The sequence below is a fragment of the Sphingomonas sp. ASV193 genome (genome assembly GCF_040203355.1).
Lineage (GTDB): Bacteria > Pseudomonadota > Alphaproteobacteria > Sphingomonadales > Sphingomonadaceae > Sphingomicrobium.
In genome coordinates this window covers 36844-56640 of sequence record NZ_JBEHBW010000005.1, presented here as the reverse complement: position 1 = coordinate 56640, position 19797 = coordinate 36844, and the positions used below count along the sequence as shown (strand labels likewise).

The 19797-nt window shown below is 69.9% G+C and carries 18 protein-coding genes; 3 read left to right on the top strand and 15 right to left on the bottom strand.

Annotated features, from left to right (window positions below):
* Window positions 1–32: 32 nt before the first annotated feature.
* Window positions 33–1304 (bottom strand): DUF3422 family protein, encoded by a 1272-nt coding sequence (locus ABDK56_RS10380; RefSeq protein ID WP_349808201.1) that lies wholly within the window; start codon window positions 1302–1304, stop codon window positions 33–35.
* A gap of 171 nt (window positions 1305–1475) precedes the next feature.
* On the opposite strand from ABDK56_RS10380, the gene ABDK56_RS10375 reads away from it, so the two are divergent.
* The gene (locus ABDK56_RS10375; RefSeq protein WP_349808200.1) at window positions 1476–2024 is read left to right on the top strand and encodes a c-type cytochrome; all 549 of its coding nucleotides are present in this window, start codon (window positions 1476–1478) and stop codon (window positions 2022–2024) included.
* 84 nt (window positions 2025–2108) lie between these two features.
* On the opposite strand, the gene hemA is transcribed toward ABDK56_RS10375, so the two are convergent.
* The 14 genes from hemA to bchF are packed head-to-tail and all read right to left on the bottom strand — an operon-like array spanning window position 2109 to window position 17240.
* On the bottom strand, window positions 2109–3329 hold the full coding sequence (gene hemA / locus ABDK56_RS10370) for a 5-aminolevulinate synthase (RefSeq protein WP_349808199.1): 1221 nt from the start codon (window positions 3327–3329) through the stop codon (window positions 2109–2111).
* 1 nt (window position 3330) lies between these two features.
* Window positions 3331–4119 (bottom strand): putative photosynthetic complex assembly protein PuhE, encoded by a 789-nt coding sequence (puhE, locus tag ABDK56_RS10365; protein WP_349808198.1) that lies wholly within the window; start codon window positions 4117–4119, stop codon window positions 3331–3333.
* Window positions 4113–5177 carry a magnesium-protoporphyrin IX monomethyl ester (oxidative) cyclase gene (acsF, locus tag ABDK56_RS10360; RefSeq protein WP_349808197.1) on the bottom strand — a complete coding sequence of 355 codons (1065 nt, stop codon included), beginning with the start codon at window positions 5175–5177 and terminating at the stop codon, window positions 4113–4115. The genes puhE and acsF overlap by 7 nt, the downstream gene beginning before the upstream one ends.
* The gene (locus ABDK56_RS10355) at window positions 5174–5461 is read right to left on the bottom strand and encodes an O2-dependent cyclase accessory protein (RefSeq protein WP_349808196.1); all 288 of its coding nucleotides are present in this window, start codon (window positions 5459–5461) and stop codon (window positions 5174–5176) included. The genes acsF and ABDK56_RS10355 overlap by 4 nt, the downstream gene beginning before the upstream one ends.
* A complete protein-coding gene (gene puhC / locus ABDK56_RS10350) occupies window positions 5461–5943 on the bottom strand; it encodes a photosynthetic complex assembly protein PuhC (protein WP_349808195.1) in 483 nt (160 codons plus the stop codon). Before puhC ends, ABDK56_RS10355 begins: the two co-directional genes overlap by 1 nt.
* On the bottom strand, window positions 5940–6569 hold the full coding sequence (puhB, locus tag ABDK56_RS10345) for a photosynthetic complex putative assembly protein PuhB (RefSeq protein WP_349808194.1): 630 nt from the start codon (window positions 6567–6569) through the stop codon (window positions 5940–5942). Before puhB ends, puhC begins: the two co-directional genes overlap by 4 nt.
* The gene (puhA, locus tag ABDK56_RS10340) at window positions 6566–7333 is read right to left on the bottom strand and encodes a photosynthetic reaction center subunit H (RefSeq protein WP_349808193.1); all 768 of its coding nucleotides are present in this window, start codon (window positions 7331–7333) and stop codon (window positions 6566–6568) included. Before puhA ends, puhB begins: the two co-directional genes overlap by 4 nt.
* 22 nt (window positions 7334–7355) lie before the next feature.
* Window positions 7356–8780, bottom strand: coding sequence for a BCD family MFS transporter (locus ABDK56_RS10335; RefSeq protein WP_349808192.1), 1425 nt, complete (start codon window positions 8778–8780; stop codon window positions 7356–7358).
* The gene (bchM, locus tag ABDK56_RS10330) at window positions 8780–9481 is read right to left on the bottom strand and encodes a magnesium protoporphyrin IX methyltransferase (protein ID WP_349808191.1); all 702 of its coding nucleotides are present in this window, start codon (window positions 9479–9481) and stop codon (window positions 8780–8782) included. The genes ABDK56_RS10335 and bchM overlap by 1 nt, the downstream gene beginning before the upstream one ends.
* Window positions 9481–10377 (bottom strand): ferredoxin:protochlorophyllide reductase (ATP-dependent) iron-sulfur ATP-binding protein, encoded by an 897-nt coding sequence (gene bchL / locus ABDK56_RS10325; protein WP_349808190.1) that lies wholly within the window; start codon window positions 10375–10377, stop codon window positions 9481–9483. Before bchL ends, bchM begins: the two co-directional genes overlap by 1 nt.
* Before the next feature lie 10 nt (window positions 10378–10387).
* Window positions 10388–13927 (bottom strand): cobaltochelatase subunit CobN, encoded by a 3540-nt coding sequence (locus ABDK56_RS10320; RefSeq protein ID WP_349808189.1) that lies wholly within the window; start codon window positions 13925–13927, stop codon window positions 10388–10390.
* Window positions 13917–15440, bottom strand: coding sequence for a ferredoxin:protochlorophyllide reductase (ATP-dependent) subunit B (bchB, locus tag ABDK56_RS10315; protein ID WP_349808188.1), 1524 nt, complete (start codon window positions 15438–15440; stop codon window positions 13917–13919). Before bchB ends, ABDK56_RS10320 begins: the two co-directional genes overlap by 11 nt.
* 4 nt (window positions 15441–15444) lie before the next feature.
* Window positions 15445–16713: a ferredoxin:protochlorophyllide reductase (ATP-dependent) subunit N gene (locus ABDK56_RS10310; protein WP_349808187.1), complete on the bottom strand. Its 1269-nt coding sequence runs from the start codon at window positions 16711–16713 to the stop codon at window positions 15445–15447.
* Window positions 16710–17240, bottom strand: a complete 531-nt coding sequence (bchF, locus tag ABDK56_RS10305; RefSeq protein WP_349808186.1) for a 2-vinyl bacteriochlorophyllide hydratase — start codon at window positions 17238–17240, stop codon at window positions 16710–16712. The genes ABDK56_RS10310 and bchF overlap by 4 nt, the downstream gene beginning before the upstream one ends.
* A gap of 216 nt (window positions 17241–17456) precedes the next feature.
* Here bchF and ABDK56_RS10300 point away from each other — a divergent pair, with 216 nt between their 5' ends.
* The gene (locus ABDK56_RS10300) at window positions 17457–18323 is read left to right on the top strand and encodes a cobalamin B12-binding domain-containing protein (protein ID WP_349808185.1); all 867 of its coding nucleotides are present in this window, start codon (window positions 17457–17459) and stop codon (window positions 18321–18323) included.
* Between the two features lie 13 nt (window positions 18324–18336).
* Window positions 18337–19761, top strand: a complete 1425-nt coding sequence (gene ppsR / locus ABDK56_RS10295) for a transcriptional regulator PpsR (protein ID WP_349808184.1) — start codon at window positions 18337–18339, stop codon at window positions 19759–19761.
* The last annotated feature ends 36 nt before the right edge of the window (window positions 19762–19797 follow it).

Sequence of the window (19797 nt, the reverse complement as noted above, 5' to 3'; positions counted from 1 at the left end):
GGCCGAGGCGGCGTCCCCCGACAAGCGGAAAGTCAGTCGTCGCGATGCTCGCGAAGCAGCCGCTTCTTCATCGCCAGCATGACGAGTGCGATGACCGCGACCAGCGGGATCACCGCGAGCGCGAGGATCGCCTCGGGCCGCGCCGGAAGCCGGTCCTCGGGAACGCCGTGGAGCAGGTAGGACAAGAGGCCGACAAGGTAGTAGCTGAGCGCCACCACCGACAGCCCTTCCACCAGCTGCTGGAGCCGGAGCTGCATCGAGGCGCTGCGCTCCATCGAGCGCAATTGCTGCGCATTCTGGTTTTCGATCCGCGTCTCGATCCGCACCCTGAGCAGCGACGACAGTTGCTCGGCCCGGACCGCGAGCCGTTCGAGCCGGTTGACCGTCGCGATGCAGGTCGCGATCGCGGGGCGGAAGCGGCGCTGGGTGAAATCGGCGAGCGAGGCGAAGCCGTCGACCGGCTCGCCCTTGAGCTGATGAAGCCGTTCCTCGACCAGCTGGGCATAGGCGCGGGTCGCGTCCATCCGGAAATCGATCGCCGCCGAGATGGTCGCCAGCTCGAGCGACAGCTCGCTCAGCGAATTGAGCAAGGCGTCGTCGCGCTCGTCGGGCTTCGATACCCGGTCGGCGAGCTCGCGCAGCCGCGCCTCGGCGGCGTCGAGCTGCGGCCAATATTGCTGCGCCAGCGGCAGCCCGAGCAGCGCGCGGTTGCGATAATTGCCGAGCTCCTGCAGTCGCTGCACCTGCCGCGTCAGGTCGCGCGGGTCGGCCCCGTTGGCGGCGACCACCAGCCGCCCGAACCCGTCCTCCTTCAGCCGGAAGTCGGACCACATGCGGATCGGCCCGGCGAGCCGCGAGGACACCAGCTCGTCGTCGTGTAGGTAGATTCGCGGCAGCACCTGTTCGGCCTCGGCATCGTCGGCGACCAGCCAGATGCGCACGCTGCGGATCACGTCGCCGGGAAGCGACTGCGCCCATTTCAGCGCGTCCGACAAATCGGGGCGCGAATGGGGATCGAGGAAGTCGGCCGCGCCGGCGCCCTCGCAGAACAGGGTGACGCTGCTCCCCTCGCTCTGCTTTTCCCAAGTGAAGTGAAGCCCGGGACCGAGCGAGCCTTCGCGGTGCGAGGCGAGCGCGGGATCCTGCTGCCGCGCCTTCGCGTCGACCGCGCGAAGTTCGGACTCGCGCTCGGCGGGGGCGACCAGCAAAACCCACTGCACGACGAGGCTGGGAACGGTCAGCGTCGGCCAGCGGCGAAGGTGCATTTCGCTGACCGCCCGCGCCCTCAGATCATGCTCGCGCATCCGCCCGCCTTTCGACCGTTTCGGCACGGCCAAGATAGCGCCGAATCCGGCGCCGGGACAGCTGCAGCAAAATACGAAATTTTCTGTCTTGGCGGCACGAATTCCTGCGCTAGGAGTTGGGGCCGTTACGAGTCCCGCAGGGACTGTCGTGGACAGGGAAAGGGAGAGAGCATGCTCAGCACCAAGACATTGGTAGGATTGGCGGGGATGACCGCGCTGCTCGCCGCGTGCGGCGGCGGAGACAAGAGTGCCGATCAATCCGCATCGACCGACACCTCCGCGACCGCCAACGCGGCCGGCACGACCGACGCGAACGCGATGACCAACACCGCCGCGGCGGGTGCGCCGGCGACCGCAGCCAAGGTCGCCGCCGACGACACCACCACCACCGACGGGACGAAGCTCGCCAGCTTCAAGGGCGATGCGGTCCACGGCAAGGTCATCTTCACCCAGTGCCAGGCCTGCCACTCGGGCGATGCCGGCAAGAACATGATCGGCCCGTCGCTCCACGGCGTGATCGGTCGCAAGGCGGGCACCGAGGCCGGCTTCCAGTACAGCGACGCCAACAAGACCAGCGGCATCACCTGGACGCCCGACAAGGTGTTCCAGTATCTCCAGGCGCCGCAGCGCGTGGTGCCGGGTACCAAGATGACTTTCGCGGGCCTGCCGCAGGCGCAGGATCGCGCCGACGTCATCGCCTATCTCGAAACGCTCAAGTAAGCGCCAATCCGAGAGGAATAGGGGGCGCGGGCCGATCGGTCCGCGCCCCTTTTTTGTGCGCCGCGAAGGCGCGTCGACCGTCGCTCAGGCAGCCTGCGCCCCGCGTGCCAGTTCGCACTGCGACCAGATGTCGCTGAGCGCGTCGATCAGCCGTTCGACATCGCCGTCGTCATGCACCGGCGAGGGGGTGATCCGCAGCCGCTCGGTGCCACGCGGGACGGTCGGGTAGTTGATCGGCTGCACGTAGATGCCGTGGTTGTCCATCAGCCAGTCGCTGATCCGCTTCGCCTTGTGCGCGTCGCCGACCATCACCGGGATGATGTGGCTGGGGTTGTGGAGGTGCGGGATGCCGATCGCGTCGAGCTTGCGGCGCACGGTGGCGACCCGCTCGCGCTGCGCCTCGCGTTCGGCCTCGCTTTCCTTCAAGTGGCGGATGCTCGCCGCCGCGCCCGCCGCCAGCGCGGGGGGTAGCGCGGTGGTGAAGATGAACCCGCTGGCGAAGGTGCGGACGAAATCGCACAGGTCGGCCGACGCGGCGATATAGCCGCCCATCACCCCGAACGCCTTGCCTAGCGTGCCCTCGATCACCGTGATCCGGTCCATCAGCCCCTCGCGCTCGGCGACCCCGCCGCCGCGCGGGCCGTAAAGGCCGACCGCGTGGACCTCGTCGATGTAGCTCATCGCCCCGTGCTTCTCGCACACGTCGAGGATCTCGGCGATCGGGGCGATGTCGCCGTCCATCGAATAGACGCTCTCGAACGCGACCAGCTTGGGCACCTCGGGGCCATAATCGGACAGCTTGCGGTCGAGGTCCTCGGGGTCGTTGTGCGCCCAGATCTTGTACGGCGCGCGCGAGTGGCGGACCCCCTCGATCATCGAGGCATGGTTGAGCGCGTCGGAAAAGATCACGCAGCCGGGGATCTTCGCGCCAAGCGTCCCGAGCCCCGCCCAGTTCGACACATAGCCGCTGGTGAACAGCAGCGCCGCCTCCTTGCCGTGAAGGTCGGCGAGCTCGCGCTCAAGCAGGACGTGGTGGTGGTTGGTGCCGCTGATGTTGCGGGTGCCGCCGGCCCCGGCACCGCAGCTGTCGAGCACATCGTGCATCGCCGCGATCACCGCCGGGTGCTGGCCCATGCCGAGATAGTCGTTCGAACACCAGACGGTGACCGGGCGGGTCTCATCGTCGACGTAGCGGGTAGCGGCGGGGAAGCTGCCGCGATGGCGCTCGATCTCGGTGAACACGCGGTAGCGGCCTTCGTCGCGGACGGCGTCGAGCTCGGTCTTGAAAAACGCGTCGAAGTCCATGTCAGCCTTCCCCTCGGATGATCGTTCGTGACGGCAGCGCCCAGCCCCACAGTGCGCCGTCGCGCACGGGGAGGGCGAGAAACAGGTGCTCGAGCGCGCCGAGCGCGGCGAGCGCGAACAGCAGGCTCGCGCCGACCGCCCCGGCGCTTCCCGGCGCGGCCGACATCGCCGCCTCGGCGAGCCACGCGGCGATCGCGATCGCGGCGAGGATCGACCCGGCGAGCCACCCGCTCATCCGGCGCGGCCCGAAATAGCTTTTGAGATAAGCAAGTTGCGGGGGGAGCATCTCGGCGCTCATGTTGGGCACGCCGCGATAGATGTTGAGCTTGGTCGACAGCCGCATCGCCCACAGCAGCGCGAAGGTCATCGCAGCGACCTGGTTAGGCGCGGTCCAGCTCAGCGAGATCAGCATCAGCGCGGTGAGCGCGAGCGCGAGCTCGTGGTGGATCATCGCCGCCACTGCCTGCGAAAAGCGCCGCCAGCCGCGCGCCAACGGGTCGAGCGGCTCGCGCCGGCTTCCCGCCACCGCGCCGGTGAGGAAGGCGACCTCGAGCCACGACCAGACCATCAGCGCCCCGCCGAACGCGGCATAGACGGCGGGAATCGAAGCGACCCGCATCGACACGAAGATCACCACCAGCCCCGCGATCCCCGCCGCGCCGGCGAGCGCGAGGCTGCGCGGGAAGGTCTCGCGGTCGCGGTGGTCGATCCACGCCACCAGCCCGGTCGCGACGAACCAGATGGCGATCGTCACCAGCACCGGCAGGACATGGCCGCTCCAGCTTACCATGCGGGCTGGAGCCTGACCGTGGCGGGAAGCTCGTTGCGGTTCGCGCGGTGGAAGAAGAGGCCCGCGAACTGGACCGCGACGGTGGCCAGCCCGCCAGCGCGCTGGAACACGCCGACCAGCCCGCCGCGCGCCTTGCCCGCCTCGATCCGCCGCGCGCCGCCAAGCAGCTTCGTCATCCGCGCGCGGAAGGCGGGATCGTCGGTGTCGAGTTCGACCGGGAAGACCTGGCGGCAGATCTGCGAGCAGATCGAAAAGACGCGATAGTCGTAGTCGGTCGGATCGACCCCGAGCGCGCGGTAGAAGACCGGGCGCCCATGGTCGCGAACGAACATCGTCGCATAGACCGACAGCAGGAAGAAGCGCACCCAAAGCCTGTTTAGCCCGCTGAGCAGCTTGGGGTCGGCGCGCATCAGCATCGCGAACGCCTCGCCGTGGCGGAACTCGTCGTTGCACCATTGCTCGAACCAGCGGAAAATCGGGTGGAACTGCCGCTCGGGATGCGCGCTCAGGTGGCGATAGATGGTGATGTAGCGGGCATAGCCGATCTTCTCGCTCAGATAGGTCGCGTAGAAGATGAACTTGGGCTTGAAAAAGGTGTATTTCTTGGTCCGCGTGAGGAAGCCGAGGTCGATCCCGATCCCCGCGTCCTTCAGCGTGTCGTTGATGAATCCCGCGTGCCGGCTCTCGTCGCGCGCGAGCAGCTTGAACAGCTGCTTGACGTCGGGGTTCTTGGCCCGCTTGGCGATCTCGGCATAGAGGATGCAGCCCGAGAATTCGGCGGTCAGCGAGCTCACCAAGAAATCGATGAACTCGGCGCGAAGCTCGGGCTCGAGCGCCTCGATCACCCCGTCGAAGCTCTCGTCGCGGCGGAAGTGGTTCCTGTTCGGATCGCTCGCCATCTCGGCAATCAGCGCGTCCCATTCGCCGCGAACGGCCGATACGTCGGTCGAATCGAGCTTGGCGAAATCGGTGGTGTAGAAGCGTGGGCTCAGCACGGTGTCCTCCGCCGCCATGGCGAAGGTGTCGGGCTTTGACGGGATCGCGGTATGGGCGTTCATCGGGATAGCCTTCCGGAGCTGAAGCTGACTTCGTAGAGTTCGCGAAGGTCGAAATAGGCAACCGCGCGGGTCCAGGCGCGGCGGATCGGCCCGGCGCGGGTGACGGTGGCGACCCGCTCATAGATCGCGCTCCGCCCGAACTCGACGCGGACCGGGGCGCCGTGGATGCGGACCTCGTCGCCCGGGTAGATCGGCACGTCGCCGTCGAGCTCGACATGCGCGTGGAAATGCTCCTCGCTCTGCTCGACCGCGATCCGGCAGCCGATGTCGAAGCGGCGCGCCATCAGGCCGCCCCGCCCGGCAGGAAGCGCGCGAAGGCGGCGCGGTTGTCGGCGCCGAACGAACCGAGCTCGATCGTCCGCCCGGTGGCGGTGTCGCGAAGCGTCAACTCGCCGTCGCTCCACCGGGTCAGCGCGAACGGCGGGGCGGCGCCGATGCCGCGCATGTGCCGGTCGCGCGCCAGCCCGCGGAGCACGCCGCGGACGAAGCCGCCGCCGTCGCCTTCGCCGACCAGCGTGGCGATCGGCGCGCCGAGCGCCGCGTCGCTGACTACCACCGCGCCGTCGGCGCGATCCTCGAACCGGAGCTGCCGCACCTCGGCGGGGGCGACGTCGGCGCGCGCGCGCTCGACCGACGGCACCGCCTCGTGCGGCGCAAGCCCGAACGAGGTGGTCGCGGCGATCGCGAGCGAGGTCAGGACCAGCGCGAAGGCCATCGCCAGCGCCGGGCGCGGGACGGTGTTGGCATGGTCGTGGGCGTGGCTCATGCCGCCACCTCGCGCAGCGGGCGGGGAGCGATGTCGACTTGCGCGGCCGGGGCGGCGGGGATCGGGCGCTCGATCGGCCGGACCTCGGCCGAGGTGCGCGCGACCAGCGCGGCGACTTTCGCCGCGTCGGGCAGGGCACGGAGCATCGGCTGGGGGTCGGCAATCCGCCACGGGCGCGCGTGCGGCCACAGCATCGCATAGCCGATCCGGCGCGGGCCGGTCAGCGTCAGCGACAGGTCGCCGTGCCCGTCGGCACGCGCGCGCAGGTCGGCCGCGCCGATCGCGGCGAGCGGCACGTTGATGCAACTGTTGAGCGCGATGCCGATGCGAAGCACGATCCGGCGGTTGGTCAGCGTATAGACGGTGGTACGCGCGACCATCGCCGAAAACAGCGCGATCAGCCCGGCGACCAGCGCCGCCGCCGCGACCGTCATCCCCGCGCCGACCAGGCTTCCCTCGGCGAGCGAGACGAGCAGCAGCACCGCGAAATAGGCCGCGACCAGGCGCGCGTGGAGCGCGTCGCGGGCGAAGGCGCGCGCGTCGGGCGCACCCTGCCACACGATATGCTCGCCTTCGGGCAGGTCGCCGGGAAGCCCGCGGATCGGCTCATGGTCATATTCGGTCACAGCCACGGCTCCTGCCGCTTATCGTTGGCGTAGAGGTAGCCGGTGCCGAAATAGGCGACGATCCGCTCCTCCTCGTCGCGGGTGATCACCCCCGGCGAGGCGGGACGGGGGGCGCCGCCGAAATCCTTGGCGTTGATCGCGTCGATGCGGACCTTGTCGCGGCTGACCATCGCCATCGCCATCGGCGCGAGGATCCGGCCCGACGGGGTTTCGACCTCGAGATAGCGGAGGAGGTGCTCGGCGCGGTCGACCCACAGGTCGGTAATCACGCCTGCCTGCTCGTTGTCGGCGCCATACATCGGCAGCCCGCGCGGATCGACGCTCTTGGGAGCGACGGTGATCCCGTCGGCGCTGCCGATCGGGACGATCCGCGGCGCGCCGTGTGCGTCATAGTCGGGCCACTTGGCGCGTTGGGCGAAGGCGCCCGGGCCGACCCCGGCGAACAGCGGGTTGCCGACCGGCGAATAGGGGGCGCCGCCGAAATTCTCGCGCCGCTCGGCGGCGATGTCGACCGGCTCGCGCTTGTCGTTGGGCAGGCTGACCACGCCCTTGTCGAACGGCAGGACGTAATATTTGGTCTCGGCGGCGTAGAGCGGGCCGCCGACGCTCTCGGGCCGGCCGGTCAGCTCGTCCTCGAGCGGGTAGCCCTCGCGCCGATCCTCGCGCCGAAGCCAGAACAGGAGGCAGACGAAGAACAAGGTGAACGCGTAGACGGCAAGCGCCGCCAGGTCGATCGATCCGACTACATAGCCATTGTGCATCATGATGCTGTCCTTTCCCGCCCGATCATGTGGGGAATTGCGTGAGGCCGAAGCGGCCGTGAGAGAGCGAAGGCGAACCGCCGCCGACCCGGCCGACCAGCGGGCCGAGCACGACCAGCGCGCCGACGAGGAAGAGGATTTCGAACGCGTAGACGCTGGCATAGCCGGTCGTGCGATTGGCGAGCATCGCGCCGAGCTCGTCGCTCGCCGCCGCGCGCGAGATGAGGTCGCGCATCACCCCGCCGAGCGCGATCGCCACCCCCGCCGAGGTCGCCTGCACCGCGCCCCATGCGCCGAGCGCGATTCCGGCGGTGCCGTCCTTCGCCAGCGCCATCGCCGACACCAGCGTCCCGACCGAGAACAGCCCGAGCCCGAAGCCGATCCCCAGCGCGCCGGCGAACAGCAGCGCGACCTCGCCCAGCGGCGCGGCGAACAGCACCATCAGGAAGGCGGCGATCCCGCTGACCAGCCCGAAGCCCGCGATCCGCAGCGGAAGCACTTGCCGGTCGAGCAGCCGCGCCGCGAGCGCGAACCCGCCGAGCGTCCCGAACGCCCACGCCCCGGTCAGCCCGGTGGTCTGGCCGACCCCCATGCCGAGGATTTCGCCACCGAACGGTTCGAGCAGCGCGTCCTGCATCGCGAACGCCGCCGCGCCGAGCCCGATCGCCACCAGCAGGCGAAGCGTGTGCGGCTCGACCAGCAGCGTTCGCCACGCCTCGGCGAAGGGCAGCGCGGGCGGCGGGACAGCCCCGCGCGGCTGCAGGCTCTCCTGCTTCCACAGCGCGACGATGTTGATGACGAAGGTCAGCGCGGCGGTCCCCTGGATCACCTGGACCAGCCGGGTCGGGGTGAAGTCGGCGAGCAGCCGCCCGATCACCAGCGCGGTGATCATCATCCCGACCAGCAGCATGACGTAGAGCAGCGCCACCGCGCGCGGGCGCTTGGCGGGAGCGGCGAGGTCGGTCGCCAGCGCGAGGCCCGCGGTCTGGGTCGTCGCCAGCCCCGCGCCGGTCAGCACGAACGCCAGCCCGCTCGCCACCGCCCCGGGAAGGAAGGTCGCGGGCGATCGCATCAGCAGCAGCGCGAACGGCATGATCGCCAGCCCGCCGAACTGCATCAGCGTCCCGAACCAGATGTAGGGCACACGCCGCCAGCCGAGGATCGAGCGGTGCGTGTCCGACTTGTGCCCGATCAGCGCGCGCAGCGGGGCGAACAGCAGCGGCGCGGCGATCATCAGCGCGACCAGCCACATCGGCAGCCCGAGCTCGACGATCATCACCCGGTTAAGCGTGCCGTTAAGCAGCACCATCGCCATGCCGACGCTCACCTGGAACAGCGACAGGCGCAGCAGCCGAGCCAGCGGCAGGTCGGCGCTCGCGGCATCGGCGAACGGCAGCCAGCTCACCGCGACCCGGCTCCATTTCGAGGCGAGGCGAGCGTTGGCGAGCATCAGTCGCGCACCAGCTCGAACGCATGGCTCATGTAGAAGCCGCTGTTGACCCGGTGGCTCCGTGCGATCCGCCAGCCGGGCATCGGGCCGAGCATCGCGCGAAGCTTACCCTCGGCCACCGGCACGATCGCGGGCGAGCGGTCGGCGCGGGGGAACAGCTTGCCCGCGCGGTGCATCAGCGTCAGCAGCGGGGTCTTCGGCGCGACGGTGAACAGGATCGAGCGGCGGCAGCGCGGCGCGAGCGCCACGATCGCGGTGACGAGGTCGCGCGGCGAATAATGGATCAGCGAATCCATCGCCACGACATGGTCATAGTCGCCGAGCGCGGGATCGAGCATGTCGCCGGTGCGCCAATCGATCCGTCCCTCGCCCGGAAAAGACGGCGCGCGCCGCGCGGCGATGTCGACCAGCCCGCCGGCAACGTCGATCGCGGTGACCGACGCCCCGCGCGCGGCGGCGTCGACGCTGAGCGCCCCGGTCCCGCAACCGGCGTCGAGCAGCCGGACACCGCCGAGGTCGTCGGGCAGCCATCCGAGCAGCGCGGCGCGCATCGAATCGCGCCCGGCGCGGACGGTGGCGCGGATCCCGCTGACCTTCGCGTCGCCGGTCAGATCTTCCCACGCCTTGCGCGCCGTGCCGTCGAAATAGGCAGTCAACCGGTCGCGGCTGAGGTCGTAGGTGGAAGGCGCCTGGCTCGCCATCATTCGAACCCCAGGAAGTCGAAGATGTCGCGGTCCTTCATCGGCTTCGCCTCGACCGGGTCGACCCCGGCGTAAAGCAGCTCGGCCAGCCGCACATATTCCTCCTGCGCGGCCTTGACCTCGGGGGTCTCGTCCATCTCGAACAGCGTGCACTTCTTGAGCCGGCTGCGGCGGATCGCGTCGAGGTCCTTGAAATGCGCCAGCCGCTTCATCCCGATCGCGTCGCTGAACCGGTCGATCTCGTCGGTCTGGGCACTGCGGTTGGCGATGACCCCCGCCAGCCGGACCTCGTAATTCTTCGCCTTCGCACCGATCGCCGCGACGATCCGGTTCATCGCGAAGATCGAATCGAAGTCGTTGGCGGCGACCACCAGCGCGCGCTCGGCATGCTGGAGCGGCGCGGCGAACCCGCCGCACACGACGTCGCCGAGCACGTCGAAGATCACCACGTCGGTATCCTCGAGCAGGTGATGCTGCTTGAGCAGCTTGACCGTCTGCCCGACGACGTAACCGCCGCACCCGGTGCCCGCCGGCGGGCCGCCCGCCTCGACGCACATCACGCCGTTGTAGCCCTCGAACATATAGTCCTCGGGGCGCAACTCCTCGCTGTGGAACTCGACCGTCTCGAGCACGTCGATCACCGTCGGCATCAGCTTCTTGGTGAGGGTGAAGGTGCTGTCGTGCTTGGGGTCGCAGCCGATCTGGAGCACGCGGTGGCCGAGCTTGGAAAAGGCCGCCGACAGGTTCGACGAGGTGGTCGACTTGCCGATCCCGCCCTTGCCGTAGACCGCGAACACCTTGGCGGTGCCGATCCGGTCTTTGGGGTCGAGCTTGACCTGCACCGATCCCTCGCCGTCGGGCGGGGTGAAGGTCGAGCGGGGGTTGATCAGGTTCATGTCGGTTTCCTCATTCCGCCGCGATCACGCCTTCGAGGCGGTCTTCCAAATCTTCGCTGGCCAGCTTCAGCGCGGCGAGCGTCGCCGCGTCGGGCCGCCACAGGTCGCGCTCGCACGCCTCGAGCAGACGGCTGGCGACCCGCGCCGAGCTGACCGGGTTGAGCGCCGCCAGCCGCGCGCGCATCTCGGCGTCGAGCACGAAGGTCTCGCTGATCCGCTGGTAGACCCACGGCGCGACCTGGCCGGTGGTCGCCGACCAGCCCATCGTCGTCGTCACATGGCTCTCGATATGGCGGACGCCCTCGAAGCCGTGGCGAAGCATGGCCTCGTACCATTTGGGGTTGAGCGTCCGAGTGCGCGATTCGAGGTCGATCTGTTCGGCGAGCGTTCTCACCCGGGTCGCGCCCTGGGTCGAATCGACGATGTAGATCGGCGCTTCCGTGCCCTTGGCCCGCGCGATCGAGCGGGCGATGCCGCCGAGCCCGTCGACATATTGGTCGAGGTCGGTGACGCCCACTTCGACGCTCTCGAGGTTCTGGTAGGTGAATTCGACATCGCGAAGCGCGCTTCGCAGCAGGTCGCGCTGCGGCGCGGGCGCGCCCTTCACGCCATAGGCGAAGCCCTTGTGGGTTTCGAACGCGTTGGCGAGCTCGTCGGGGTCGGTCCACACCCCGCCGTCGATCAGCTGGTTGACGTTGGCGCCATAGGCCCCTTCCGCATTCGAGAAGACGCGCAGCGCCGCGGTCTCGAGGTCGCAGCCATGCTCGGCGGCGTGCGCCAGGCTGTGCTTGCGAACGAAATTCATCTCGGCCGGCTCGTCGGCCTGCGCCGCGAGCAGCGCCGCCTCGGCCAGCATCCGCGCCTGCAGCGGCAGGAGGTCGCGGAAGATCCCCGACAACGTCATCACCACGTCGATCCGCGGGCGTCCGAGCTCGGCCAGCGGGATCAGCTCGGCCCCGGCAAGCCGCCCGTATCCGTCGAGCCGCGGCCGCGCGCCGATCAGCGTCAGTGCCTGCGCGATCTGCACGCCCTCGCTCTTGAGGTTGTCGGTGCCCCACAACACCATCGCCAGGCTCTCGGGGAAGCGCGCCCCGCCTGCGACGTGGCGCGCCAGCAGGCTCTCGGCCTGGACCCGTCCCTGCTCGGTCGCGAAGCGGCTCGGCAGGCGGAAGGGGTCGAAGCCGTGAAGGTTGCGCCCGGTCGGGAGCACCTCGGGATTGGCAATGACGTCGCCGCCCGGCGCGGGGCGGACGTAAGTGCCGTCGAGCGCGTGGACGATCGCCCCGAGCTCGTCGCAGTCGGCGAGGCGGCGCTCGACGGTGGCGCGGTCGGTCGCGGGATCGGCCGCCGCGAGCGCGTCGACCATCGCCGAGAATTCCGGTCCTTCTGGCGGCGCGCCGAGCACGTGCAGCCCGTGGGGGATCAGCGTTCGCTCGAGCTCGTACAGCCGTTCGCCGAGCACACCCGGATCGCCGCCCTCGATGTCGAGCGCCTCGCACTGGTCCGCGATCGTTTCGGCCAGCGCCGCACGCTCGGCGGCGTCGGTCGCGGCGCGCCACCGCTCGACGCTCGCCTTCAGCTCGGCGAAGCCGCGATACAGCCCCGCCTGCGCGAGCGGCGGGGTGAGGTAGCTGACCAGTGTCGCCCCCGACCGCCGCTTGGCGAGCAATCCTTCCGACGGGTTGTTCGAGGCGTAGAGGTAATAGTTGGGCAGGTCGCCGAGCAGCCGTTCGGGCCAGCAGTCGCCCGATAGCCCCGCCTGCTTGCCGGGCATGAATTCGAGCGCGCCGTGGGTGCCGAAGTGGAGCACCGCCGCCGCGCCGAAATCCTCGCGGATCCAGCGGTAGAAGGCGGCGAAGGCGTGGGTCGGGGCGAAGTCGCCCTCGAACAGCAGCCGCATCGGGTCGCCCTCGTAGCCGAACCCGGGCTGGACCCCGACGAAGACGTTGCCGAACGTCGCGCCATAGAGGTGGATGTTGCGGCCGTCGCTCTGCGCGCGCCCCGGCGCGCGGCCCCACTGTGCCTCGATCGCGGCGAGGTGCGGCTCGCGCCGGACGTGCGCGTCGGCGGGGACCAGCGCGGCGACGTTGGCGTCGGCCCCGAACCGCTCGCGATTGCCCGCCAGGATCGCGTCGCGCAGCGCCTCGACGCTCTGCGGCGCGTCGACGGCGTAGCCTTCGCGGGCCAGCCGCTGAAGCGTCGCGTGGAGCGATTCGAACACCGCGAGATGCGCCGCGCTTCCGGTCGCGCCCGAATTGGGCGGGAAGTTGAACAGGACGATCGCCAGCTTGCGGTCCGCGCGCGCCGACCGGCGGAGCGCGACCAGTCTGGCGACCTTCGCCGCCAGCGCGCCCGCCCGCTCGGGATCGCCGCGCATCGCGCGCACTGCGCCGCCCTCGGCATCGCTGCGCCCGCCGAACACGCTCGGCACGGTCGCGCCGTCGAGTTCGGGGAGCGAGACCATCATCGTCGCCTCGAGCGCGAGCAGTCCCTGCCGCCGCTCACGCCATTCCTCAAGCGTCTGGAACTCGAGCGCGTGGGCGGCGATGTAGGGGAGGTCGAGCCTGGCCAGCGTCTCGACCGACGCCGCGCTGTCGTTATAGGCCGGCCCGCCGACCAGCGAGAAGCCGGTCAGGTTGACGATCGCGTCGATGCACGGCTTGCCGCCTTCGACGAAGAACTTGTCGATCGCCGGGCGCGCGTCGAGGCCGCTGGCGAAGGCCGGGACGACGTCGAGCCCCGCCGCCTCGAACGCCGCGATCACCGTGTCGTAATGGTGCGCGTCGTTGCCGAGCAGGTAGGAGCGAAGCAGCAGAAGCCCGACGCGGCCGCGCGCCTCGCGCTGGCGCGGGAGCAGCCGCACGCTTTCGCTGATCCGCTGCGCGGTGCGCGGGTGGTAGACGCCGACCTCGGGATATTCGATCGGCGCGGCCGCCGGGGTCGTGCCGCGGCGGCTTGCGCGCGGCCCGTCGGCGTAGCGGTCGACCAGCGCGCGGACCATCGCGACGACATTGTCCTCCGACCCCGCCAGCCAATATTGCAGCGTCAGGAAATAGGCGCGCACGTCCTGCGCGGTGCCGGGGATGAAGCGCAGGATCTTGGGCAGCCGGCGAAGCATCTTCATCTGCCCCGCGCCCGAGCTCGTGCCCGGCTTGCCGGATCCGCGAAGCCGCTTGAGCAGCGCGAGCGGTCCCTTGGCGGGCGCGTCCATCCGGTAGCCGCCCATGCGGGTCAGCTTGACGATCTCGCCCGCCGCCATGATCCCCAGCATCGCGTCGCACTGCTCGCGCCGCGCCTCGAGCGCCGGGCGGATCGCGCGGACATGGTCGTCGAGGAACAGCATCGTGGCGATGACGATGTCGGCCTCCCCGATCGCCGCCTTCGCCGCGTCGAGCCGCGCGGGATCGCGGTCCCAGTCGGAGGCGGCGTGGAGGCCGATCGAAATGCGCTCGGCGGCAAGCACTGCGTTGGCGCGGTCGACCGCGCCCTTCAGGTGATTGTCGAGGGTCACGATCGCGACCCGCACCGGGGGGAGCGCGCTACCGGGCATAATGCGCCTTGGCGTCGTAGAGCGTGTCGAGCGTGATCGGCGCGATCCCGCGCTCGGCGGCGAACGCCTCGGTGTTCCGCTTGGCCTTGCCGCGAACGAAGAAGGGGATCTTGCGCAATTCGCGCTCCGCGTCGTCGGACCAGTCGCCCGCCGCCGGAACCGCGATCTCGATCGGCGCGGCGGCGTGCGGGCCGAGGTGGCTCGCCCCGTTCGCGTCGGCGAATTCGAAATCGTCTCGGAACATCGTCAGCAGATGTTCCTCGAGCCCCATCACCAGCGGGTGGACCCAGCTGTCGAAGATCACGTTCGCGCCTTCGAACCCCATTTGCGGCGAATAGCGCGCGGGGAAATCCTGGACGTGGACCGGGGCCGAGATCACCGCGCACGGCAGCCCGAGCCGCTTGGCGATGTGCCGCTCCATCTGGGTGCCGAGCACCAGCTCGGGCGCGGCGGCGACGATCGCCTCCTCGACCGCCAGGTGATCGTCGGTGATCAGCGGCTCGACGTCGTACCGCGCCGCCGCCTCGCGCAGTTCGCGGGCGAATTCGCGGTTGTAGCAACCGAGCCCGCAGACCTTGAAGCCAAGCTCCTCGCTAGCGATCCGCGCGGCGGCGACGGCGTGAGTCGCGTCGCCGAAAATGAAGACGCGCTTGCCGGTGAGGTAGGTCGAATCGACCGACCGGCTCCACCAGCCCATGCGCGAGCCCGGGTCGGCCAGCGCGGGGGCGGGGTCGCCCCCGGTCGCGGCGGCGACCTCGGCGATGAACTCGCGGGTCGCGCCGAGCCCGATCGGGACGGTGCGGATCGTCGGCTGTCGGAACGTGCGCTCGAGCCAGCGCGCCGCCTCGCCCCCAACCTCGGGATAGAGCAGCACGTTGACGTCAGCCGCGCCGATCCGCACCAAGTCGGCCGGGGTCGCGCCGAGCGGGGCGACGAGGTTGACGTCGATCCCCAGCGCGTCGAGCAGCCGCGTCACTTCGATCACGTCGTCGCGGTGGCGAAAGCCGAGCGCGCTCGGTCCAAGCAGGTTGGCGAGCGGGCGGCGGCCCTCGCGCGGGGCGGGCGTCACGCGCGTGTCGGCAAGCGCGCGGACCAGCTGGTAGAAGGTCTCGGCCGCGCCCCAATTCTCCTTGCGCTGATAGCTTGGGAGCTCGAGCGGGACGACCGGGCAGGGCAGCTGCATCGCCTCGGCCAGACCGGCGGGATCGTCCTGGATCAGCTCGGCGGTGCAGCTCGCGCCGACGATCATCGCCTGCGGCTGGAAGCGCGCATAGGCATCGCGCGCCGCTCGCTGGAACAGGTCGGCGGTGTCCTTGCCAAGGTCGCGCGCCTGGAAGGTAGTGTAGGTCACTGGCGGGCGCTTCCCGCGCCGCTCGATCATCGTGAACAACAGGTCGGCGTAGGTGTCGCCCTGTGGCGCGTGGAGCACGTAGTGCAGCCCTTCCATCGCCGTCGCCACGCGCATCGCCCCGACGTGCGGCGGTCCCTCGTAGGTCCAGACGGCGAGCTGCATCGCGCTATACTCGCAATAGGTCGCGGCGGCGGAGCGGCCGCGCGAAGAGTTCGGCGAGATCGCCCGCCTGGTCGAACCCGTGGATCGGCGAGAACACCAGCTCGATCGCCCATTTGGTCGCCAGTCCCTCGCTCTCGAGCGGGTTGGCGAGCCCGAGCCCGCAGACGGTGAGGTCGGGCCGGTCGGCGCGGACCCGGTCGAGCTGCCTGTCGACGTCCTGCCCCTCGCTGATCCGGGTCTCGGGGGGAAGCTGCGCCAGCTCCGCCCCGACCAGCTGGCGGTTGAGATAGGGGGTGCCGACCTCGACCGGGATCATTCCCAGTTCGCTCGACAGGAAGCGCGCGAGCGGCACTTCGAGCTGCGAGTCGGGCAGGAAGCTGATCCGCTTGCCGTTGAGTTTGGCGCGGGCATCCTCGAGCGCGCGCATCGCGCGTTCGCGGCCCGGCGCGACCGCCTTGGTGAAGCAGGCCGGGTCGACGTCGAACGCGCTCGCCGCCGCACCGAGCCAGTCGGTGGTGCCCTCGGCGCCGAACGGGAAGGGGGCGTCGATCCGCGTCGCGCCGCGGCCTTCCAATGCGCGCACGGTCTCGGTCAGGAAGGGCTGGGCTAGCAGCACCCGCGTATTCGGCCCGACCGCGGGCAGCGCGCGCGACTGGCGAGGCGGGAAAAAGGAGACGCGCGCGATCCCCAGCTCGGCGAAAATCCGCGCGAACTGGTCCTCGACGATGTCGGGCAGGCACCCCGCGACGAGCAGCGCGGGCGCGGCATCGGCCGCCTCGGCGGGCATGTCGGGGACTAGCGCGGCAAGGCAGCTGTCCTCGCCCTCGGTAAAGGTCGTCTCGATCCCGCTGCCGGTGTAATTGACGATCCGCACCGCGGGCGAAAAGGTCGCACTTAGGCGTGTCGCCGCCTTGGCGAGGTCGAGCTTGATCACTTCGGACGGGCACGAGCCGACGAGGAACAGCGTCTTCACGTCGGGCCGCCGGTCGAGCAGGCGGCGCACGACGCGGTCGAGCTCGTCCATGCAGTCGGCCATGCCGGCGAGGTCGCGCTCCTCGATGATCGCGGTGGCGAAGCGTGGCTCGGCGAAGATCATCACTCCGGCGGCCGATTGCAGCAGGTGCGCGCAAGTGCGCGACCCGACCACCAGGAAAAAGGCGTCCTGCATCTTGCGGTGGAGCCAGACGATACCCGTCAGCCCGCAGAAGACTTCGCGTTGTCCGCGTTCGCGGAGCACCGGGGCGCGCTCGCCGATCGGGGCGATCGCGTTCATGCCGCCGCCTCCGCCAGTCGCGGCGCTTCGAGCCGGGCGGCGCGAAGCTTCAACAGGAACTGGGTCGCGTTCACGACGTAGGCGGCATAGCCGGCGAGCGCGACGAGCATCCGCTGCTCGGTCGTCCCGATCCCGCCGAACAGCATCACTAGGTAGGCGGTGTGCAGCGCCAACACGAGCATCGAGAAGACGTCTTCCCAGAAGAAGGCGCGCGCGAACAACCACTTGCCGAACACGATCTTTTCCCAGATCGAGCCGGTGATCATGATCGTGTAGAGAGTGATCGTCTTGGCCACGATCGAGGCATCGGCGAGCCCCGCGCCCTGCCCGGTCGCGAGATAACGAAGGACCAGCGCCAGGCTGGCGAGAAAGACGAAGAACTGGATCGGAGCAAGCACGCCCTGGACGATCGTCCAGCCCGACTCGTCGCGGCGGCGTCGCTCGTCGGGGGTGTAGAGCGCGGCGCGGCGGAAGGCGGTGGTCCGTCCTCCGTCGAAGGGCTCAAACCCGCCGTCGCGCCCCGTCATGCTCGCGGATACCTCCACTCGGCCAAGGCAGGAGCCTACGCCTCGCGCCGATGAAGTGTCAATCTGTGTTGACGACAGGCAAGCCTGACAACTTGGTTTGCATGGATAAGGAAAACTGCGTAGGGTCGACTGACCGGGGCAGAGTCGCGCATAAAGAAAATGCGACCCGTTTCGGCCTGACGCGATCCGCGCCGCCCCAGACCCGGGAGAGTCTGAATGGCCACGGCCTATGGCGTAGAAAAGGGAAGGTCCCGCCCGGCCACGCCGTCGCGAGGATCGCCCGCCCGCGTCTCCCCGGATCCGCTTCGCTCGAGTCTCGCCGCGCTTATCGAGGGCGAGATCATCCCCCGACTGATCGCCTCGCACCGCCCGGTCGAGATCGTTCGGCCGTCTTCCTCGCGCGCGGTTTCGCCGGTCGAGGCGGCCGAGTTCGCGCGGCTCCCGCTCACGCTCGAAGCCGACGAACTCGTCGACCGGGTCGACGCGCTGCTGTCGCGCGGGGTCGAGCCGGGATCGGTGCTGGTCGACCTGCTCGCGCCCTCGGCGCGCGAACTCGGGCGGATGTGGGAAGAAGATGAATGCAGCTTCGTCGACGTGACGATGGGGCTGTGGCGGCTCCAGCAGGTGATGCGCGAGCTCGCGTGGCGCGCCCCGCCCGCCACCGGCGCGTCGAACGACGGGCCGTCGGCGCTATTCTCGACCCTGCCCGGCGAACAGCACAGCTTCGGCACGCTGATGATCGGCGAAGTGTTCACCCGCGGCGGCTGGCGCAGCGAGGTGCTGATCGAGCCGACCCGCCACGACCTGCTCGCCGCGGTCGGCTCGCAGCCGTTCGACCTCGTCGGATTGACCGTCAGTCGCGACTGCCCTAGCGGCGAGCTTCGCAAGCTGGTGTCGGCGATCCGCGGCGTGTCGCACAACGGGCAGGTCAAGATCATGATCGGCGGGCGGCTGGTGAACCTCGACCCGTCGCTGGCCGACGAATGCGGCGCCGACGGCACCGCGCCCGACGCCTATTCGGCGCTCGCCTTCGCCGACCGGCTGGTCGACGCTGGTCGCCGCCTCACCCTGAACCCTCACTAGTCGAGAGGATCGATTGAGCGTCCCGGAACCGTCCATCGCTGGAAAGCAGCCGTTCCGTAATCCGGGCGCGATCGCCAGCGCTTTCGCGTCGCGCGAATCGGCGATGCTGGCGATGGCCGCGGGCGACGTCAGCCTGCTGCTCAACGCCGCCGGGCAGATCCTCGACGGGTCCGCCGACCCGGCCGATTTTCCCGGGCTGACCGACTGGATCGGACGCGACTGGGCCTCGACGGTTACGGTCGAAAGCCGTCCCAAGATCGCCGACATGCTTGCCGCCGCGCGCAGGGGTGAGCTCGCGCGCTGGCGGCAGGTCAACCATCCCTCGCCGCGCGGCGATATCCCGGTGCGCTACCTCGTCGTCGGGCTCGCCGAGAAGGGCGCGCTGCTTGCGATCGGCCACGACATGCGCGGGTCGGCCGAGCTCCAGCAGCGGCTGCTCCAGACCCAGCAGTCGCTCGAGCGCGATTACCTTCGCCTGCGCCAGACCGAGGCGCGCTACCGCCTGCTGTTCGACCTGTCGAGCGAGCCGGTGCTGATCGTCGACGCCGACGACTTCACCGTCCGCGAAGCCAACCCGGCGGCGCATCTCGCGCTCCACGCCGCGCCGGGGCGCCTCGTCGGCCAGAAGATCGCCGCGCTGTTCGCCCCCGCCTCGCGCGACCCGCTGATCGCCTTTCTCGGCGCGGCGAGCAGCGCCGGCACGGTCGCCCCGACCAGCGTCCGGCTCGCGCGCGGCGGCCCCGCGCTCGCGATCAGCGCGTCGGGCTTTCGCCAGCAGGGCGGGCGGCTGCTGCTCGTCCGGCTCGGGCGGCCGGACCAGAAAGCCGACCCGCGCGAGCGGGTCACGCTCGACGTCATCGACCGGATGCCCGACGCCTTCGTGCTGACCGACCGGGCGATGCTCATCGTCGCCGCCAACCCGGCGTTCGTCGAGCTCGCCGGCGCGGCGAGCGAATCGCAGCTCGTCGGCCGCGCGCTCGGCGACCTCGTCGGCCGCCCCGGGGTCGACCTCGACCTCGTCGAGGGCCAGCTCGCGCGCCACGGCGAGGTCCGCAACCTCGGCACGATCGTCCGCTCGGCGAACGCCGTCGACGAGGAGCCGATCGAGCTGTCCGCGGTCCGCGCCGGAAGCGACGACGCGCCCTATTTCGGCTTCTCGATCCGCCGCGTCGGACGCCGCGCGAGCGAGCTGCCGCCGAGCGCGCGTGACCTGCCGCGCTCGGTCGAACAGCTGACCGGGCTGGTCGGGCGGATGAGCCTCAAGGACATCGTCCGCGAAAGCACCGACCTGATCGAGCGGCTGTGCATCGAGGCGGCGCTGACCTATACCTCGGACAATCGCGCCTCGGCGGCCGAAGTGCTCGGACTCAGCCGGCAGAGCCTTTATGCCAAGCTCCATCGCTACGGGCTGGGCAACCTCGTCGCCGACCAGGACTGACTGTCAAAATTGTTTGACGCTATGCGCTGTCAGGCA

Excerpts from the sequence above, each read along its gene's own strand:
- ABDK56_RS10380 (WP_349808201.1), bottom strand. The coding sequence starts at position 1,304 with ATGCGCGAGCATGATCTGAGGGCGCGGGCGGTCAGCGAAATGCACCTT.
- ABDK56_RS10375 (WP_349808200.1), top strand. The coding sequence starts at position 1,476 with ATGCTCAGCACCAAGACATTGGTAGGATTGGCGGGGATGACCGCGCTG.
- hemA (WP_349808199.1), bottom strand. The coding sequence starts at position 3,329 with ATGGACTTCGACGCGTTTTTCAAGACCGAGCTCGACGCCGTCCGCGAC.
- puhE (WP_349808198.1), bottom strand. The coding sequence starts at position 4,119 with ATGGTAAGCTGGAGCGGCCATGTCCTGCCGGTGCTGGTGACGATCGCC.
- acsF (WP_349808197.1), bottom strand. The coding sequence starts at position 5,177 with ATGAACGCCCATACCGCGATCCCGTCAAAGCCCGACACCTTCGCCATG.
- ABDK56_RS10355 (WP_349808196.1), bottom strand. The coding sequence starts at position 5,461 with ATGGCGCGCCGCTTCGACATCGGCTGCCGGATCGCGGTCGAGCAGAGC.
- puhC (WP_349808195.1), bottom strand. The coding sequence starts at position 5,943 with ATGAGCCACGCCCACGACCATGCCAACACCGTCCCGCGCCCGGCGCTG.
- puhA (WP_349808193.1), bottom strand. The coding sequence starts at position 7,333 with ATGATGCACAATGGCTATGTAGTCGGATCGATCGACCTGGCGGCGCTT.
- ABDK56_RS10335 (WP_349808192.1), bottom strand. The coding sequence starts at position 8,780 with ATGCTCGCCAACGCTCGCCTCGCCTCGAAATGGAGCCGGGTCGCGGTG.
- bchM (WP_349808191.1), bottom strand. The coding sequence starts at position 9,481 with ATGGCGAGCCAGGCGCCTTCCACCTACGACCTCAGCCGCGACCGGTTG.
- bchL (WP_349808190.1), bottom strand. The coding sequence starts at position 10,377 with ATGAACCTGATCAACCCCCGCTCGACCTTCACCCCGCCCGACGGCGAG.
- ABDK56_RS10320 (WP_349808189.1), bottom strand. The coding sequence starts at position 13,927 with ATGCCCGGTAGCGCGCTCCCCCCGGTGCGGGTCGCGATCGTGACCCTC.
- bchB (WP_349808188.1), bottom strand. The coding sequence starts at position 15,440 with ATGCAGCTCGCCGTCTGGACCTACGAGGGACCGCCGCACGTCGGGGCG.
- ABDK56_RS10310 (WP_349808187.1), bottom strand. The coding sequence starts at position 16,713 with ATGAACGCGATCGCCCCGATCGGCGAGCGCGCCCCGGTGCTCCGCGAA.
- bchF (WP_349808186.1), bottom strand. The coding sequence starts at position 17,240 with ATGACGGGGCGCGACGGCGGGTTTGAGCCCTTCGACGGAGGACGGACC.
- ABDK56_RS10300 (WP_349808185.1), top strand. The coding sequence starts at position 17,457 with ATGGCCACGGCCTATGGCGTAGAAAAGGGAAGGTCCCGCCCGGCCACG.